General features: G+C 38.4%; 15 protein-coding genes. 5 read left to right on the top strand and 10 right to left on the bottom strand.

Features of this window, described 5'->3' with window-relative positions:
• From sucC to sucA, 3 genes are read right to left on the bottom strand one after another with little or no spacing between them, the layout of a single operon-like run.
• Positions 1-1,161, bottom strand: a complete 1,161-nt coding sequence (sucC, locus tag ACUXZ4_RS06160) for an ADP-forming succinate--CoA ligase subunit beta (protein WP_464972352.1) — start codon at positions 1,159-1,161, stop codon at positions 1-3.
• Positions 1,162-1,197: 36 nt separating this feature from the next.
• Positions 1,198-2,421: a 2-oxoglutarate dehydrogenase complex dihydrolipoyllysine-residue succinyltransferase gene (gene odhB, locus ACUXZ4_RS06155; protein WP_464972351.1), complete on the bottom strand. Its 1,224-nt coding sequence runs from the start codon at positions 2,419-2,421 to the stop codon at positions 1,198-1,200.
• An 18-nt stretch (positions 2,422-2,439) separates the two neighbouring features.
• Positions 2,440-5,259, bottom strand: coding sequence for a 2-oxoglutarate dehydrogenase E1 component (gene sucA, locus ACUXZ4_RS06150; RefSeq protein ID WP_464972350.1), 2,820 nt, complete (start codon positions 5,257-5,259; stop codon positions 2,440-2,442).
• 269 nt (positions 5,260-5,528) lie between these two features.
• Here sucA and ACUXZ4_RS06145 point away from each other — a divergent pair, with 269 nt between their 5' ends.
• The gene (locus ACUXZ4_RS06145) at positions 5,529-6,812 is read left to right on the top strand and encodes a citrate synthase (protein WP_464972349.1); all 1,284 of its coding nucleotides are present in this window, start codon (positions 5,529-5,531) and stop codon (positions 6,810-6,812) included.
• 61 nt (positions 6,813-6,873) lie between these two features.
• On the opposite strand, the gene pgi is transcribed toward ACUXZ4_RS06145, so the two are convergent.
• The 4 genes from pgi to ACUXZ4_RS06125 all read right to left on the bottom strand — a co-directional run bounded on the left by pgi (position 6,874) and on the right by ACUXZ4_RS06125 (position 12,010).
• Positions 6,874-8,523 carry a glucose-6-phosphate isomerase gene (pgi, locus tag ACUXZ4_RS06140; RefSeq protein ID WP_464972348.1) on the bottom strand — a complete coding sequence of 550 codons (1,650 nt, stop codon included), beginning with the start codon at positions 8,521-8,523 and terminating at the stop codon, positions 6,874-6,876.
• Positions 8,524-8,640: 117 nt separating this feature from the next.
• The gene (gene alr, locus ACUXZ4_RS06135) at positions 8,641-9,717 is read right to left on the bottom strand and encodes an alanine racemase (RefSeq protein ID WP_464972347.1); all 1,077 of its coding nucleotides are present in this window, start codon (positions 9,715-9,717) and stop codon (positions 8,641-8,643) included.
• Positions 9,718-9,737: 20 nt separating this feature from the next.
• The gene (locus tag ACUXZ4_RS06130) at positions 9,738-10,583 is read right to left on the bottom strand and encodes a PhzF family phenazine biosynthesis protein (protein WP_464972346.1); all 846 of its coding nucleotides are present in this window, start codon (positions 10,581-10,583) and stop codon (positions 9,738-9,740) included.
• Between the two features lie 29 nt (positions 10,584-10,612).
• On the bottom strand, positions 10,613-12,010 hold the full coding sequence (locus ACUXZ4_RS06125) for a replicative DNA helicase (protein ID WP_464972345.1): 1,398 nt from the start codon (positions 12,008-12,010) through the stop codon (positions 10,613-10,615).
• A 190-nt stretch (positions 12,011-12,200) separates the two neighbouring features.
• On the opposite strand from ACUXZ4_RS06125, the gene ACUXZ4_RS06120 reads away from it, so the two are divergent.
• The 3 genes from ACUXZ4_RS06120 to rnb all read left to right on the top strand — a co-directional run bounded on the left by ACUXZ4_RS06120 (position 12,201) and on the right by rnb (position 15,722).
• Positions 12,201-12,815, top strand: a complete 615-nt coding sequence (locus tag ACUXZ4_RS06120; protein WP_464972344.1) for a histidine phosphatase family protein — start codon at positions 12,201-12,203, stop codon at positions 12,813-12,815.
• A gap of 70 nt (positions 12,816-12,885) precedes the next feature.
• A complete protein-coding gene (locus tag ACUXZ4_RS06115) occupies positions 12,886-13,674 on the top strand; it encodes an SDR family oxidoreductase (protein WP_464972343.1) in 789 nt (262 codons plus the stop codon).
• A 68-nt stretch (positions 13,675-13,742) separates the two neighbouring features.
• Positions 13,743-15,722: an exoribonuclease II gene (gene rnb / locus ACUXZ4_RS06110; RefSeq protein ID WP_464972342.1), complete on the top strand. Its 1,980-nt coding sequence runs from the start codon at positions 13,743-13,745 to the stop codon at positions 15,720-15,722.
• A gap of 40 nt (positions 15,723-15,762) precedes the next feature.
• Here rnb and ACUXZ4_RS06105 read toward each other — a convergent pair whose 3' ends face one another.
• Genes ACUXZ4_RS06105 through rbfA form a run of 3 tightly spaced genes read right to left on the bottom strand, consistent with a single transcriptional unit; the run spans position 15,763 to position 17,950 of the window.
• The gene (locus tag ACUXZ4_RS06105; protein WP_464972341.1) at positions 15,763-16,575 is read right to left on the bottom strand and encodes a glycosyltransferase family 8 protein; all 813 of its coding nucleotides are present in this window, start codon (positions 16,573-16,575) and stop codon (positions 15,763-15,765) included.
• A 53-nt stretch (positions 16,576-16,628) separates the two neighbouring features.
• Positions 16,629-17,552 carry a tRNA pseudouridine(55) synthase TruB gene (gene truB / locus ACUXZ4_RS06100; protein WP_464972340.1) on the bottom strand — a complete coding sequence of 308 codons (924 nt, stop codon included), beginning with the start codon at positions 17,550-17,552 and terminating at the stop codon, positions 16,629-16,631.
• A 2-nt stretch (positions 17,553-17,554) separates the two neighbouring features.
• The gene (gene rbfA, locus ACUXZ4_RS06095) at positions 17,555-17,950 is read right to left on the bottom strand and encodes a 30S ribosome-binding factor RbfA (protein WP_464972339.1); all 396 of its coding nucleotides are present in this window, start codon (positions 17,948-17,950) and stop codon (positions 17,555-17,557) included.
• 338 nt (positions 17,951-18,288) lie between these two features.
• Here rbfA and ACUXZ4_RS06090 point away from each other — a divergent pair, with 338 nt between their 5' ends.
• Complete coding sequence (locus ACUXZ4_RS06090; protein ID WP_464972338.1) at positions 18,289-19,548, top strand: NRAMP family divalent metal transporter; 1,260 nt, start codon at positions 18,289-18,291, stop codon at positions 19,546-19,548.
• Positions 19,549-19,635: the final 87 nt, after the last annotated feature.

Below are 19,635 nucleotides of genomic sequence, written 5' to 3'. Positions count from 1 at the left end.
TTATTTCACTGCATTTACGGCTTGTTCTGCTGCATTAGCTAATCCTTTAGCCGCAATAATATTCAAATTAGTTTCTGCTAGAATTTTACGCCCTAACTCTGCATTATTGCCCTCTAAACGAACAACAACAGGGAGAGAAAGCCCTACTTCATTAACAGCGGCTATAATTCCCTCTGCAATTAAATCGCAACGCACAATGCCACCAAAAATATTGACCAAAATGGCTTTAACATTTTTATCCGATGAAATAATTTTAAATGCCGCCGCAACACGCTCTTTTGTAGCACTTCCACCAACATCGAGGAAGTTAGCTGGCGCTCCACCATAATGTTGGATAATATCCATCGTTCCCATTGCAAGACCTGCACCATTCACCATGCAACCAATATTTCCTTCAAGGGATACATAGCTCAAATTCAGGTTTTCTGCTTCTGCTTCACGCGCATCTTCTTGTGTAAAATCTTGCATAGCTTTGAGATCTGCATGGCGAAATAATGCATTGCTATCTACTACAATTTTTGCATCTAAACAATGTAAATCGTCGTTCGATAAAATAACTAGCGGATTAATTTCGACTAAATTGAGGTCTTTTTGCATGAATAAACGCGCAAGATTTGTAAAAATCTGTGTAAATTGCGAAATTTGTTTACCAACTAACCCTAATTTAAAAGCAAGCTCTCTGCCCTGATAATCTTGTGCGCCAACAATAGGATCAATAGCAACTTGATGCAGTAAGTGCGGTGTTTTTTCTGCGACTTCTTCTATGTCCATGCCGCCTTCTGTTGATGCCATAAATACAACACGTTGCGAGCTACGATCCACAATCGCACTTAAATACAGCTCTTTTTTGACATCTGCGCAGCCTTCAATATAAATGCTATTCACAAGCTGACCTTTTTCATCTGTTTGAAAAGTAACAAGATGTTCCCCTAAAAACTGTTCAAAAAAAGACCGCACTTCTTGAGCTGATTTGACAACTTTCACACCACCCGCTTTGCCTCTACCACCAGCATGTACCTGACATTTGGCAACCCATTGCGAGCCACCTAATTTGCCAACGGCTTCTAAAGCTTGCTCAACAGATTGACAAGCATAACCTTCACTTACCGGCAAGCCATATTGGCGAAATAATTGTTTTGCTTGATATTCATGTAAATTCATTCTTGCTTTCCGTTAAAATAAAAATTGATTTGCTAATTAAATATCCAATAACAATCTTGTTGGATCCTCAAGTAATTCTTTAATGGCAACTAACGCGCCGACACTTTCTCGTCCATCAATAATACGGTGATCATAGGATAATGCCAAATACATCATAGGACGAATGACCACTTGTCCATCCAAAGCAATTGGGCGTTCTTTAATGGTATGCATACCCAAAATCGCACTTTGTGGTGGATTAATAATTGGCGTTGACATCAAGGAGCCAAATACACCACCATTGGTGATGGTAAAATTGCCGCCCGTTAATTCTTCTACACTCAATTTACCATTTTGTCCTTTTTCCGCCAATGTTTTAATGGCTTTTTCAATCTCTGCCATACTGAGCTGATCGCAATTGCGTAATACTGGCGTAACCAAGCCACGAGGCGTAGAAACCGCAATGCTAATATCAAAATAATTGTGATAAACAATATCATCACCATCAATACAAGCATTAATTTCAGGGTAGCGTTTCAAAGCTTCCACAACCGCTTTCACATAAAATGACATAAAACCTAATCTAACGCCATGGCGTTTTTCAAATTTTTCACCATATTGTTTGCGTAGCTGCATAATAGGTTGCATATCGACTTCATTGAAGGTGGTGAGCATTGCTGTGTTATTTTTTACTTCCAATAATCGCTCCGCAACACGCTTACGTAATCTGGTCATCGGAACACGTTTTTCTGTACGCAAATCTGCGGCAGAAAAATCTTGCTCAATTTGCACCGCACTTTGCATCGTCTGAGCTTGACTAATGGCCTGGTTAATATCTTCACGCGTAATACGACCACCCACGCCAGAGCCTTGAATATTATCAATATTCAACTCATGTTCTGCAATTAAACGACGCACACCAGGACTGAGATCATTATGATGATCCTGCTCTGATGAATGCGTTAACGCACCATTATAACGTTCAGCAGGTGTTAATTCAGGTGCTTTTATCACATCTTTCGTTTGTGAACCAATCATAGCCACTGTGCTTAATTTCGCTAGCACCTGATTGCTGACAACTGTTGCACCTTCCGCCTGTTGAATACTTTCTAATACACCATCTTCTGAAGCAACAATCTCTAAAACAATTTTATCTGTTTCAATTTCCGCTAAAATTTCATCACGACTCACCTTATCGCCAACGTTTTTATGCCATTTCACAACCGTTGCATCGGCAACACTTTCAGGTAAAACAGGAGTAAGAATATCTAACTGGCTCATATTGTGTTCCTTTTATTTTTATAACGTTAGTGCTTCATCAATTAAGGTTTGTTGTTGTTTTTGGTGCAACGACATATAACCAACAGCAGGCGATGCCGAGGCCGGTCTGCCAACATAGCGTAATTTAGCGTCTTCTGGAATACTTTGTAAGAAACGATGCTGACGACAATACCAAGCGCCTTGGTTGAGCGGCTCTTCTTGGCACCAAACATAGTCTTTCACATGAGAAAACTTCGCTAAAATAGACCGCACTTCGTCTAGTGGATAAGGATAAAGTTGCTCCAAGCGAATGATTGCCACATCCGTTTGCCCATTATTGCGTCGCTGTTCTAATAAATCATAATAAACTTTTCCAGAACAGAGAATAACACGTTTTACTAAGGTTGGATCAAGTGGCTCAATTTCATCAATCACATTTTGGAAATGTCCATGTGTTAGCTCTTGCAATGACGATACGGCTAATGGATGACGCAATAAGGATTTTGGCGAAATCACAATTAACGGTCGGCGCACTTTACGCAACATTTGACGGCGCAATAAATGATAAATTTGAGCGGGCGTTGAAGGCACACACACTTGCATATTCTGCTGTGCACAAAGTTGTAAATAACGCTCTAAACGTGCCGAAGAATGTTCTGGTCCTTGCCCTTCATAGCCATGAGGTAACAATAACACCAAGCCACACATTCTGCCCCATTTTTGTTCTCCCGAACTGATAAACTGATCGATAACCACTTGTGCACCGTTGGCAAAATCACCAAATTGAGCTTCCCAAATGGTTAATGTTCTTGGTGCAGCGGTGGCATAACCATATTCAAATGCCAATACAGCTTCTTCAGAAAGTACCGAATCCCATACTTCAAAACGCCCTTGTCCATTGTGTAAATGTCTGAGCGGAATATATGTCGTGCCATCTTTTAAGCTATGTAAGACAGCATGACGATGGAAGAAGGTTCCACGTCCAGCATCTTCACCTGATAAACGAATGTGATGCCCTTCATCTAATAAAGTGGCATATGCCATGGTTTCCGCCATGCCCCAATCTAATAATTTTTCGCCTTTTGCCATAGCAACGCGATCAGTATAGATTTTTTCAACACGAGCATTTACAGGATGTGTTTCGGGATATGAGGCAATTCTTAAGGCTAAATCTTCAAAACGTTTTGCATCAAAATGGCTATCAAATTCGCTACTCCATTCTTGTGTTAAGAATTTTGACCAATCCATTGTTTCGGTATCCATCTCACGCCATTCAGACACCACACAATCACCACGATCTAAAGCATCACGATAATCATTAACTAATTCAATAGCTTGTTCAACGCTAATCACCCCTTCTTTAATCAGCCGATCCGCATACACTTGTCGAGGTGTTGGGTGCTTTTTAATTTTTTCGTACATAATGGGCTGGGTTGCAGAAGGTTCATCTGCCTCATTATGCCCATGACGACGATATGACACGAGATCAATAAAAATATCGCGTTTAAATAAGGTACGAAATTCCACCGCCATACGAGCAGCATAAGCCACTGCTTCAGGATCATCACCATTTACATGAATGACTGGCGCCTCAATCATTTTAGCGATATCCGTACAATATTCTGTCGAACGCGTATCTTTTGGATTTGAGGTCGTAAAACCAATTTGGTTATTGATGACCACTCGAATAGTACCACCGACTTCATAACCTCGTGCCGCCGACATATTTAAGGTTTCTTGCACAACCCCTTGTCCAATAACAGCACTATCGCCATGTATAGAAATAGGTAATACTTTTGTGTAATCAGCATCCTTAATACGCTTTTGACGTGCACGCACCGATCCTTGCACAACGGGACTTACAATTTCTAAATGGGAAGGGTTAAATGCCAAAGCCAAATGAATTAATCCATCTTCCGTCATAAAATCAGAGGAAAATCCCTGATGATATTTCACATCTCCCGTACCATTGCCATGATGTTTTCCTGCAAATTCATCAAATAATTCCGCAGGACGTTTACCCAAGACATTAACCAACATATTAAGGCGACCACGGTGTGCCATACCCATCACTATTTCAGTAATGCCTTGCTTACGTCCATGACGAATCATTTCTTTCATCAACGGAATAAAGGCATCACTGCCTTCTAATGAAAAGCGTTTTGCTCCGGGGAATTTGGCGCCAAGATAACGTTCTAAGCCATCAGCGGCAGTCAGTTCTTGTAATAATTTGTGTTGTTCTTGAGAGGTAAAGTGCGGTCCATTTCGCCAATTTTCTAAACGTTTTTGCAGCCAAGTACGCGCTTCAAGATCATTGACGTGCATAAATTCTAAACCGATGGTATCGCAATAGGTTTTCTTTAATGCAATCCCCAATTCTCTTAAGGTAATTTTATCTTTACCAAAAACATAGCCACCGATATCAAAAACTTCGTCTAAATCATCATCGGTAAAACCATAAAAACGATAATCCAGGGTAGGCGCTTCCGTTTGAGGACGCAAACATAGGGGATCCAAATTCGCGTGTAAATGCCCTCGATTGCGGTGCCCATTTACCCATTGCAACACTTTGACCAAACGTTTGCTGACATTAGGATCGATAACCTTCACGCCATGGGGTGATTTCTCACGTGCTAAACGACGAAAATAATCTCTAACAGGTGAATGAGCTTGCTCTTGTGATGTAGATTGCGCTAAAAGTGCGGTCTCTTTTTGCCAAGAATCAAAAATACGACACCAACTTTCTTCAACAGAAGTTGGATCTTGTAAATAATCTTCATAAAGCGCTTCAATATAGGATTGATTTCCGCCCGCCAATGCACTCTGCGCTAACCATTGTTGAAGTGACGTATTTTGCATAGTTTGTTACCTGATTACCCTTGAACTTCTTATTATACATAGAATTTCTGTTTTGAAAATTCTCTCTAATTTACACCGCACTTTTATATTCAATCGCGATTAAAAAACTTGATCTATCTCACAATTTTCATGATTTAACAATTTTTTTACATTATTTTTTTAGAAATTATAGCGACAAAAGCAACAAAATAGCGTTATATTTATAAAGGTCCAATTTTGGCGTATAAAAATAATAAACTTAAACACAACATAATAAAGAAGGAAAGCTTATGTCTGATTTAACAGCTAAACTTAGTCTGAGCGATGGTCGTGAATTTGATTTGGAAGTACATAAGGGCACATTAGGCTATGAAGCCATTGATGTTCAAGCTCTCAGTAGAAATCAACTATTCACTTATGATCCTGGTTTGGTTTCTACCGCCATGTGCCAATCTGAAATTACCTATATTGACGGTGAAAAAGGTATTTTATTACACCGTGGTTATCCCATTCATGATCTTGCAATGAATGGCGACTATTTAGAAGTGGCTTATTTGTTACTGTACGGTAATCGTCCAACCGCAGAAGAACGCGAAGAATTTAATGCGAAAGTACGCAATCACACCTTGGTGCATGAACAAATTTCTCGTTTCTTCCATGGTTTCCGTCGAGATTCACACCCAATGGCCGTAATGTGTGGGGTAAGTGGTGCGCTTGCGGCATTCTATCATGATGCGTTAGATATTAACCATGAAGAGCATCGTGATTTAACAGCTATTCGTCTATTAGCGAAAATGCCAACCTTAGCGGCAATGTGTTACAAATATTCGATCGGTCATCCATTTATGTTCCCACAAAATCGTTTATCTTATGCGGGGAACTTCCTTTATATGATGTTCGCTACCCCTTGTGAACCTTATGAAGTCAATCCTGTATTAGAAAAAGCCATTAACCGCATTTTTATCTTACACGCAGATCATGAGCAAAATGCATCAACCTCAACGGTGCGTACTGCAGCCTCTTCAGGTGCAAATCCATTTGCTTGTATTGCTGCAGGTATTGCTTCCTTATGGGGACCTGCTCATGGTGGTGCCAATGAAGCTTGTATTCGTATGTTAGAAGAAATAGGTACTGTCGATCGTATTCCTGAATTTATTGCACGAGCAAAAGATAAGAACGATCCGTTCAGATTAATGGGATTTGGTCACCGCGTATATAAAAACTACGATCCTCGTGCAAAAGTCATGCGTGAAACCTGTCACGAAGTGTTAAAAGAGTTAGGTGTTACTACTCCATTACTTGAAGTAGCAATGGAACTTGAACGTATTGCACTGACCGATCAATATTTTATCGATCGTAATCTTTATCCAAACGTGGACTTCTACTCTGGCATTATTCTGAAAGCCATTGGTATTCCAGTCTCAATGTTTACCGTTATTTTTGCCTTAGCGAGAACAGTAGGCTGGATCGCCCACTGGAAAGAAATGTATAAATTTGGCAACTTAAAAATTGTTCGCCCTCGTCAAATTTATATCGGGGAAGAACAACGACCATTCACAAAGCTTGAAAAATAATTGGAGCAACATGAGAAAAAATAAACCGCACCCAAAAGTGCGGTTTATTTTTCATAAGTTTTTAGCGCCAAGCTTTAAATTGGTTAATTAAACCGTTAGTTGAGCTGTCATGGCTTGAAACTTCTTCATCTCCAGATAATTCAGGAAGGATTCGGTTTGCTAATTGTTTACCTAATTCAACACCCCATTGGTCAAAGCTGTAAATGTTGAATAAAATACCCTGAACGAAGATCTTATGTTCATAAATTGCAATCAATGCACCTAAACTAAATGGGGTAATTTTTTGCAATAAAATGGAATTAGTTGGTTTATTTCCGGTAAAGATCTTAAATGGCACTACATCTTTCACTTCATCTAATGATTTGCCTGCTTTCACAAATTCCGCTTCAACTTCTTCTTTGGTTTTACCAAAAGCTAATGCTTCTGTTTGTGCAAAGAAGTTAGATAACAATTTTTCATGATGATTTGATAATGGATTATGTGTTTGCGCTGGCGCAATAAAATCACAAGGAATTAAAGTTGTACCTTGGTGAATTAATTGATAGAACGCGTGTTGACCATTAGTGCCCGGCTCACCCCAAATAATTGGACCGGTTTGATAGTTATCAATGACATTACCATTACGATCCACATATTTACCATTTGATTCCATATTACCTTGTTGGAAATATGCCGCAAAACGATGTAAATATTGGTCATAAGGTAACAATGCTTCTGTTTCAGCACCTAAGAAATTGCAGTTCCAAATACCAAGTAATGCTAATGTCACCGGAATGTTTTTTTCAAATGGTGTTGAGCGGAAATGCTTATCCATTTCATGCGCACCTTCAAGCAATAATTCAAAGTTTTCAAAACCAATTGAAAGTGCAATAGATAAACCAATGGCAGACCATAAAGAGTAACGACCACCAACCCAATCCCAGAAACCAAACATATTGTCTGTATCAATACCAAATTTAGATACTTCTGCTGCATTGGTTGAAAGCGCGGCAAAATGTTTGGCAACGTGTTTTTCATCTTTTGCAGTTGCTAAGAACCAATCACGCGCTGATTGTGCATTAGTCATGGTTTCTTGCGTAGTAAAGGTTTTTGAAGCAACTAAAACAAGTGTTGTTTCTGGATCCACTTTTTTGAGCACTTCAGCAATATGCGTGCCATCTACGTTAGACACAAAATGCATGGTTAAATGATTTTTATATGGGCGTAGCGCTTCTGTTACCATGTAAGGTCCTAAATCAGAACCACCAATACCAATATTAATCACATCAGTAATCGCTTTGCCTGTATAACCTCTCCACTCTCCCGAAATCACGCGGTTGGTAAAAGATTTCATTTTCGCTAACACTTCATTCACATCAGGCATGACGTCTTTGCCATCAACAAAAACAGGTTTGTTGCTACGGTTACGTAATGCGGTATGTAATACAGCGCGGTTTTCTGTACGGTTAATTTTTTCACCGGTAAACATTGCTTCAATTGCTTGATCCAATGCACATTCTTGAGCTAATTGACGCAATAAAGTTAAGGTTTGTTGGTTAATATTATTTTTTGAATAATCCACCAAAATTTCATTATTGAAGGTTAATGAATATTGGCTAAAACGATTTGGCTCTTGCTCAAATAAAGCTTGAATGGTCGTTTTACCAAACTGCTCACAATGTTGCTCCAATGCTTTCCAAGCGGAAGTTTGAGATGGGTTAATATTTTGCATAATGTTTTCCTTCTTTAAATGAGTACAACTAGCCTATAAATTAATCAAATCATACCAAAAAGTGCGGTGAAAAAGTGAAATATTTTTTAAAATCTCTCACTAATTTGATCTAGTTCATTAATCCACATATTCTGTCAAAACACGCGGCGTGAGTTTTGTCATCAGCTCATAGCTCGACATTCCCGTAATTTGCGCTATTTCTTCTAACGGCAATTCTTTACCCCATAGGATCACTTCATCACCCACTTTATCTTTACAATCTAAGCCGAGGTCAACCGTTACCATATCCATTGAAACCCGTCCAACAATTGGTACTCTACGCCCATTCACAAAAACAGGCGTGCCTGTTGGAATCCCTCTTGGATAACCATCACCATAACCGATTGCTACCACACCAATTTTTGTGTCCTTATCGCTAACCCAAGTGCCGCCATAGCCCACAGGTTCCCCTGCTTTATGTGTTCGTACCGCAATAAGCGATGAAGTTAATGTCATCACTGGTTTAAAACCGTAAATTTCACTTGGTGTGTCTGTTGGCGATACGCCATACATGATAATGCCAGAACGAACCCAATCTAAATGCGAATCAGGCCAGAACAAAATCCCACCGGAAGCTGCAATAGTTCTCTCCCCGACTTTTCCTTCAGTAACCTGTAAGAAACGTTCTAATTGAATTACAGTGTAATCGGATAAAATTTCATCCGCACGACTGAAATGGCTAACAAAGCCAATTTCATTTTGAACATTCGGACATTTCATCAATTCTTGATAAAAATAATCCACTTCGTCCAAGTTCACGCCAAGGCGGTGCATACCTGTATCAATTTTTAACCAAACACGTATCGGATAAGGCAAGTCCGCTTGTTTGAGCGCTTCCAACTGCTCATGGTTATGAACAACGGTTTGAATATTATTGACCGCAATCACAGGCAAATCTGTCACAGAAAAAAAGCCTTCTAATAACAAAATAGGTTTAATAATGCCATGTGAACGCAAACTCAATGCTTCTTCCAAACGCGCCACGCCAAAACAATCCACCATGGACTCGACGGTATTCGCGACAAATTCAACACCATGTCCATAAGCGTTGGCTTTGACAACTGCAATCACTTTACTTTTAGGCGCACGTTGTTTAATTTTTTGAATATTATGTTTTAAAGCTGCTGAACTAATTTTTACTGTTGCTGGTTTCATTTTATTTTACTCATCGTTATTTACGGCAGGTTCAAATAACCTTCGCCGATTTCAATTATTCTTCCACCAATATAAATGTGTTGCTGTTCATCTAGTCGCAATGAAATCCGATTAGGACGCCCCATTTTATCGCCTTGATGAATGATGTAATTTGCGGGGAATTGTTGTTGAGAAAGGAAATAGGCACCCAAATTTGCCGCTGCTGATCCAGTGCCACTATCTTCCAAAATCACGCCTTTTTCAGCATAGAAAAAACGGCTAAAAATTTGACCGCACTTTTTATCTTCATACCAAAGATAAATGCCAATATGTTCATTCTCTTGCTGGCAAATCTCGGCTAATTTATCGGAATCAATGTTAATGTCATCTATCGATGTGCGATGATTAAGTTGTAATAACAATTGTGGTGATCCTGAATTGACCCAATAAGCCGTCGGCATAATCATTTCTTGAGTTAAACCTACCGCTTTAGCTAATTGTTGTTGATTGGCTTGGCTAGGACGAATTTCATAGTCTGAGAGCATCATCTCAACTCGGTCATTTTCGATTTGTATCTGTACAGGTTTCACTTGCGTGTTTAGGATAAAGTGCGGTGATAAATCATGCAGTTTTTGCAATACATAAGCACAACCTAATGTTGGATGACCTGCCAATGGCAATTCATATTCAGGAGTAAAAATTCTTAAATTTGCCACCGCACTTTGCGCAGAAAAAGCAAAAACAGTTTCGCTGAGGTTAAATTGTTTTGCAATTTGCTGCATTTCCTGATCTGTTAATCCATCAGCTTGTGGAAAAACAGCCAATGGATTGCCTGTAAAATGACTTTCAGCAAATACATTCACTAATTTGAACAAATACTTTCGCATATCAATTGCTCTTTTTATTATGCTGAAAATTAATACTCGTCAGATAGTTGATAATCTTTCGCTGCGTTATCAAAACGAGCAAATTGCCCTTGGAAAATCAATGGCACACGTCCAATCGGACCATTACGATGTTTACCAATAATGATTTCCGCTCGGTTGCGATTCTCATCTGTGGTTTCGTTATACACCTCATCTCGATAAATAAACATAATCAGATCCGCATCTTGCTCAATGGATCCCGACTCACGCAAATCGGAGTTCACTGGTCGTTTATTCGGACGATTCTCTAAGGATCGGTTTAACTGAGAAAGCGCAATCACTGGCACTGACAATTCTTTCGCTAGAGCTTTCAATGAACGAGATATTTCGGCAATTTCTAAGTTACGGTTTTCAAATCCAGGCGCTCGCATTAACTGCAAGTAATCCACCATAATTAAGCTTAGACCTTTATGCTCACGATGAATACGGCGAGCTCTTGAACGCAATTCTGTTGGTGTTAATCCCGACGAATCATCAATATACATATTCGGCTTATCACGCATCATGCCCATGACACTACCAATTTTAGCCCAGTCATTGTCGCCCAAGCCCCTTGCTTCACGAATTTTGTTCAATTCAATACGAGTCAAAGAAGCCAATGTACGCATCATAATTTGCTCTGCTGGCATTTCTAAACTGAAGATCAACACTGGTTTCTCCGCTAACATAGCGGCATTTTCACACAAATTCATGGCGAAGGTGGTTTTTCCCATAGAAGGGCGCGCAGCAACAATAATTAAATCCGCAGGTTGCAATCCTGATGTTTTCGCATCCAAATCGGTAAATCCTGTACTCAATCCTGTTACCGATTTATTCTCTGCTTGACTTAACAATTCGATTTTATCTATTGTTCTACTCAAAATTGAGGTAATTTTTTCAGGTCCGTCATTTTTAGAGGTACGACTTTCAGCGATTTTAAACACTTTCTGTTCTGCTTGATCTAAAAGCTGTTTAATATCTTGCCCTTTCGGTTGATAGCCTAATTCCGCAATATGATTTCCCACTTCGATCAATTCACGCAAAATGGCTTTTTCACGCACAATCTCAGCATAAGCATTCACGTTCGCTGCACTTGGCGTATTTTTGGATAATTCAGCTAAATAAGCAAAACCACCAACATCATCTAAAATTGCTTTGCTTTTTAAAGCTTGCTCTAAAGTCAAAATATCAATTGGCGAATTTTGTTGCATCAACAAATCCATTTCTTGGAAGATCAAACGATGCGCTATCGCATAAAAATCAGCGGCAACAACACGTTCAATCACATCTTCCCAATAAGAATTATTTAACATGACAGCACCCAATAACGCTTGCTCCGCTTCTAAAGAATGAGGAGCCATATTGAGTTGTTCAAACTGTTTATCTTTATGAGATGGTTGCTTTGCCATGTTTATACCTTAATGCAATTAAAATTCTGATTATCATATACCAAATCGCCCTTCGATTTAAGCGAATTATAATGAAAAAGCGCGGTGAAAAATCCGACAGTTTTACAGATGATGGAAATAGATTGTATTTAAAATGATTATTCCTATTAAATTTCGTTATAATCCTTTTTATTTACATTAGAGGAATACAATGAAAACAATTTATTTGATTCGCCATGCGGAAAGTCTAGCCAATGCGGGCGGGAAAAGTATGCAGGATTGTGATATTCCATTAAGTGAGCGAGGTCAGCAACAAGCAGTGCAATTAGCACAACGTTTACCTCCTGCCAATTTGGTGTTTACGTCGGCATTTCTACGCACTCAGCAGACCGCACAATATTATTTACAACAGCAACAACTGACAAGCCAAGTTTTACCTATTCTGAATGAATTTTCTTATTTAGCTTTTGAAGAGATTGATGGCTTAAATGCAGAACAACGCAAGCCAATCAGTTTGGCATATTGGGAGAAATCCGATCCCTATTATAAGTGCGGTGAAAAAACAGATAGTTTTGCTGAATTTAGTCAGCGTGTTGATTTATTTTTGCAACAAACCAAGAATTTTCCCGATCAAACTTGTTGTTTTACCCATGGTATTTGGATTGCATTATTAGTGTGGAAATTATTAGGTTTCAATACGAAGACTGCTGAAGATATGCGCGCATTTCGCCAATTTCAGTTGCATTTGCCTATGACAAATACGATGATTTGGGAACTCAAATTAGACGAGCAACAAAATGGCATAATTCACTGCTCCGCTTTGTAATTGGTGCAAAATTCCTTTATACTAAGCGCAATTTTTTAACAATGATTTAATCAACAAATAGGATTTTATTATGGGATTCTTAACGGGTAAACGAATTTTAGTTACTGGCTTAGCTAGCAACCGCTCAATTGCATACGGTATTGCTGCAGCAATGAAACGTGAAGGTGCAGAATTAGCATTCACTTATTTAAATGATAAATTACAACCACGCGTAGAAGAATTTGCCAAAGAATTTGGTTCTAATATTGTTCTTCCATTAGATGTGGCAACAGATGAAAGTATCCAAAATTGTTTCGCAGAATTAAGCAAACATTGGGATAAATTTGATGGTTTCGTACATGCAATTGCCTTTGCACCGGGCGATCAATTAGATGGTGATTATGTGAACGCAGCAACGCGTGAAGGATATCGTATTGCACATGATATTAGTGCATACAGTTTCGTAGCAATGGCACAAGCTGCTCGTCCATATTTAAATCCAAATGCCGCGTTATTAACATTAAGCTATTTAGGTGCTGAGCGTGCAATTCCTAACTATAACGTTATGTGTTTAGCAAAAGCGTCTTTAGAAGCAGCAACTCGTGTTATGGCAGCGGATTTAGGTAAAGAAGGTATTCGTGTAAATGCCATTTCTGCAGGTCCAATTCGCACACTGGCAGCTTCTGGTATTAAAAACTTTAAGAAAATGCTTTCTGCATTTGAGAAAACTGCCGCATTACGTCGCACCGTTACGATTGATGATGTAGGTAATTCAGCAGCATTCTTATGCTCAGACCTTGCATCAGGCGTAACAGGCGAAGTATTGCATGTGGATGCAGGCTTTAGCATTACAGCAATGGGCGAACTCGGCGAAGAATAATTTTTCTTTTTATTAAATAGGGACAGGCTAAGCCTGTCCTTTACTTTTCATAGACAATTTCAAATTATATGTTCCAAAATAATCCTCTACTTTCTCAACTTAAACAACAAATTCGAGACAGTAAACAACAGGTTGAAGGTGTGGTTAAAAGCACTGACAAAGCCTATGGTTTCTTAGAAACCGATAAAGAAACCTTTTTCATTTCGCCAGCAGAAATGAAAAAAGTCGTTCATGGCGATAAAGTAAAAGCAATTATTGAAGAAAACGACGGCAAAAAACAGGCTGTTCCAGAAGAATTAATTGAACCAATGCTCACTCGCTTTATTGCGAAAGTGCGGTTTAATAAAGACAATAAATTGCAAGTATTGGTTGATCACCCAAATATTAATCAACCCATTGGTGCAACACTGAACAAAGCGGTAAAACAGCAATTACAAGCGGGTGATTGGGTTGTAGCCAGTTTAAAAACGCACCCTTTACGCGACGATCGCTTTCTCTTTGCACAAATCAATGAGTTTATTTGTACAGAAAGCGATGAATTTGCGCCTTGGTGGGTCACACTCGCTCGTCATGAACAATCACGTTATCCAGTACAAGGTCAAGATCAATATGAAATGCAGGATACACAAACTCGTGAAGATTTGACCGCACTTCATTTTGTAACCATAGACAGCGAAAGTACGCAGGATATGGATGATGCCCTTTATATTGAAAAAATTGAACAAGCTGGACAGCAAACGGGTTGGCGTTTAGTGGTCGCCATTGCCGATCCTACCGCTTATATTCCTATTGACTCACAAATAGAAAAAGACGCACGTCAGCGTTGTTTTACTAACTATTTACCAGGCTTCAATATTCCTATGTTGCCACGTGAATTGTCTGATGATCTTTGTTCATTAATGCCGAATGAAGTTCGTCCAGCACTAGTTTGCTACATTGAAACCGATTTGGCTGGGAATATTATTAATTCGCCTTATTTTGTATCCGCGCATGTACAATCTCGTGCAAAACTTGCCTATAACAAGGTATCCGACTATTTAGAACAAGTGGAAAATGCATGGCACCCCGAAACAGAAAGCATTCGTGAGCAAGTTGAACAATTACACCAATTTGCATTAGCACGTATTCAATGGCGTAAAACCCATTCACTGTTATTTAAAGAAAAACCAGATTATTCCTTTGTTTTAGCAGAAAACGGTCATGTGCAAGAAATCAAAGCCGAATATCGCCGAATTGCTAATCAAATCGTGGAAGAATCCATGATTATTGCCAATATTTGTTGTGCCCATTATTTACATGAGCAAACACAAACAGGCATTTTCAATACGCATAAAGGATTTGATAGCAAATGCTTAACGCAAGTGCATAATTTCTTAATGAATAATTTAGCCAATGATGACAATCGTGCAGAATTAGAACAACGTTATTCCGTAGAAAACTTGGCGACCTTAGAAGGCTATTGCCAAATGCGCCATGACATTGAGCCATTTGCCAGCGATTATTATGAATTCCGCTTACGTCGTTTCTTAACTTTTGCTGAATTTAAATCGGAATTAGCACCGCACTTTGGACTAGGTCTAACAGGCTACGCTACTTGGACTTCACCGATCCGCAAATATTCAGACATGGTCAATCATCGCTTAATTAAAGCAACATTAACGCATAAGCAGTATGAAAAGCCAAGTGAAGAGATTCTCGCTCGCTTACAAGAGGCGCGTCGTCAAAATCGCTTAGTTGAACGTGATATTGCCGATTGGCTATATTGCCGTTATTTAGCTGAAAAAGTTGAAAACAAACCAATTTTTGCTGCTGAAGTGCAGGATGTTACTCGCGGCGGTCTGCGTGTGCAATTATTGGAAAATGGAGCAAGTATTTTTGTGCCAGCTTCAACTATTCATCCAAATAAGGAAGAAATGGAAGTAAATGCAGAACAAATTGCACTCTATATTCAAGGTGAAGCAAAATATAAAATTGGCGATCTTATAAAAGTGCAACTTATTGAGGTAAAAGAAGAAACCCGAAGTCTAATCGGTAATCTGGTTGAATAGTAATTAAATAGAAAAAGTGCGGTTAAAAATACCGCACTTTTTATTTCCAATATGTTCTAATTTCTTCCCATTCTAAATCATAATAATGCCAATACTTTTCTCGCAATGGAATATCAATATTAGTCAATTTCCAAGGTTTATGTGGACCAACATAATGAATAATATTTGGCGTATCATTTTGTTTTAAATATTCAATACAATGAGTTGAAGGAAGAGCTTGGAAGTTATAGCTCTCATCTAATATTTTCCATCTACCTTTTAATACAATATTCAATACATCCTGATCTAAATAAATAACTTCTGGATGATTGTTTGTTAAATATTCAGTTAATGTAAATAACTCATGTTCAATATTTTCTTCACGCCATTGCTGATTATTAATTAACATAACCCCTGAATTAAAATAAGGTTTAATATCAGGATGACCAATATAACCACAATGAGTACGGGAATTTAATCCTGAATCACAAGCTGCCATTAACAAATATCCTGAAAAATCTGAGAAATACATATCCTTCAAAGAACCTGTCACAACGAGATCAGAATCAAGATATAAAGATCTATCCATCGGTAGTTCAGGAATTAAATAACGATAAAGTCCAGCTTCTGAAATATGAGGTAAGTGCTTAAATTTAAGATCAGAAAAAAGAGATTGCTTAACTTTCACATCTAAAATACGGCTATCAAAGTAATCTAATTTTTTACTTAAAATTTTTATCCATTCTTTGGGATAATCCTTATTAAGCAGATAAAAATCGACATGCTTATCATTGCAACAAATAGATTTAATCAATGTTTCTACTTGATTAGAATAATTAAAATCAGCCGCAAGAAAAATATTTATTCTTTCCATTTTTCAATCACTTTTTTATTGAATTATACATATTGGCTCATATTAGTTTTATTTTATAAATAATTCACCATTCTACTAGGTCGAATTATATTGTGTTGATCTACTTCTGCTACCCCTAAAAACACATTCTCTGGAGAGAATAAACGAACAGGTCCAAACAGTTGTTGTGGGTTTTCAAATTTAACTCGTTGCCCGAAACCAACGGCTTTGGTTTGTTGCTGGTCTAAACACAATTCAGGTAAATTTGCCACTGCGGTATCCATTGGCAATAACTGTTTATCAAGTTCATCCAGAGAAGCATTTTCCGCTAAATGTTGTAGTTCTTCAAAACTCATCATTTTATCACGTGGATACTGTGCAACAGCAACACGACGCAGCATGGTAACATGTGCACCACAACCAAGTTTTTCACCTAAATCATCCACTAAAGTACGAATATAAGTGCCTTTGGAGCAATGCACTTCTAAGGTTAAATAAGGTGCTTGATACTCAATAAACTTTAACTCAAAAATGGTAATTGGACGCGCCTCTCGCTCAACGACGATACCTTGGCGGGCATATTGATATAGCGGTTTGCCATTATGTTTTAATGCCGAAAACATGGTCGGTACTTGCAAAATGTCGCCTCGAAAATCATCAAGTGCGGTCAAAATTTGAGAAGTTTCTACATTTAATTCACGTACTTGAACCACTTGTCCGTCTGCATCGGAAGTGTCTGTTCTCTCGCCTAATTTAGCGGTGACCAAATAACGTTTATCCGAATCTAACAAAAACTGTGAGAACTTTGTCGCTTCTCCCAAACAGATCGGCAACATACCCGTAGCCAGCGGATCTAAGGCACCGGTATGACCTGCTTTGTTGGCATTAAATAAGCGTTTCACTTTCTGCATAATATCGTTAGAACTTATGCCTTGCGGTTTATCTAACAGAAAAATGCCGTCAATATCACGCCCTTTTTTACGCGGTCTTCTACCCACAACTATTCCTTTTCGCTCTCATCAGCAACATGGCGCGCTTCGTCATTACGGATAGTTTGTGTCACTAAGTTGGACATACGCATACCTTCCACAAGGGATTTGTCGTACATAAAACGTAGCTCTGGCACAATACGTAAACGCATGGCTTTGCCTACTAGGGTACGAATATAAGGACTGGCTTTTTCTAAGCCTTTCATTCCTTGCTCAATAGCCGCTTCATCATTATCAAATAAAAAAGTGACAAAAATTTTGGCATAGGCTAAATCTTTAGACACTTCCACATCGGATACAGTAACCATACCAATACGCGGATCTTTCACTTCTCGCTGTAAAATCACAGCCACTTCTTTTTGTAATTCTTGTGCAACACGATCTGCACGACTAAATTCTCTTGCCATTCTCAATTCCTAATTTATTCCTTATTTAAAGTTGGCGAATTATAACAAACATTTCATTTTTTTGCTAAAGTGCTCATTTTTTTACTTTCTACACCACAAATTTTCTTCTTTCTGCGTTATTCCAATCCTGCCCTATTTTTAACATGAAAAATATCAATAAAAAAGATTTAAAAACTACAAATCAAACATTTCACAACCATTTATAAAAACCACAGAGCCAAAAACATAAAATAACACAACACATACAGGATATTATTTCATTTAACCCTATTGTTTTTATTCCTGTTTTATGATTAAAATCAGACATCATTAATCTAACAAAGAAAATAGGAACCATTATGACGCAACAAGTAGAAATGAAATCCAGCTGGAGAAGTAAACTATCTGCCATGGGACCGGGGATCCTTATGGCATCTGCTGCAGTAGGTGGATCGCATATCATTGCATCAACACAGTCAGGTGCAATTTATGGCTGGCAATTAGTGATTATTATCGTATTAGCCAACTTATTTAAATATCCATTTTTCCGTTTTGGCTCGCAATATACGTTATCAGCAAACAAAACATTATTAGAAGGATATCAAGAAAAAGGGCAAATCTATTTATGGGTATTCTTTATCCTAAATGTCTTTGCAACCATGATAAATACGGCGGGCGTGGGAATTGTTGCTGCGGCGATTTTAAGCTTTATGCTACCAAAATCTTTAGGGTTAACTATTCCACAATTAAGCGTTATTGTTATTGCTTCTACTTGGGGATTCTTGTTGCTTGGTAAATATCGTTTATTGGATAAAGCCTCAAAAGCAATTATGATTGCATTAACCCTTTCCACTGTTGCAGCGGTGATTATCGCAGCATTTAAAACAAAAGTTGTGGCGCCTGATTTTATTGAACCATCGCCTTGGAATTTAGCTTCCTTAGCCTTTATCGTAGCCTTAATGGGTTGGATGCCTGCCCCAATTGAAATTTCAGCCATTAACTCCATGTGGGTGGTTGCGAAAAAACGTTTTACTAAAATTTCTTATCAAGACGGTTTATTCGACTTCAATGTGGGTTATATTGGCACCGCACTTTTAGCCCTTGTTTTCTTAGCATTAGGTGCATTAGTGCAATATGGTACTGGTGAACAAGTGGAACAAGCTGGCGTGAAATACATTGCTCAATTAATTAAAATGTATGCCTTTGCCATTGGCGATTGGTCTGGTATGTTAATTGCCTTTATCGCTTTCATGTGTATGCTTGGCACAACCATTACCGTTATCGACGGATATTCTCGTGCAAATGCGGAATCTTTCCGCTTATTAATGAAGAAAACTGAACGCTCGCAAGCCGCATTAAATATTTGGATTACACTTGCATCTGCAATTGGTATCATCATTATTACAATGTTTATGAGCGATGTTGCCACTATGCTACGCTTTGCTATGATTTGTTCATTCGTTTCAACCCCTGTCTTTGCTTGGCTAAATCTATCTTTAGTATTAAAAGGGGAACACAAAGTGACTGGTGGACTATTCTGGCTATCCATTATTGGCTTAGTTTACTTAACCGCTTTCACTTTACTCTTTATTGCACATCAAATGGGTTGGTTAAGCTAAAAAAGTGCGGTCAATTTCCACCAAGTTTTGAATATAAAACTTAATAAAAATTCACCGCAGTTTTTAAACATAAAAAAGGCGTATTCA

This window comes from Reella acinonychis (assembly GCF_052828705.1).
The sequence above is the reverse complement of the archived record's forward strand: the minus strand, read 5'-3'. Positions and strand labels throughout refer to the sequence as shown.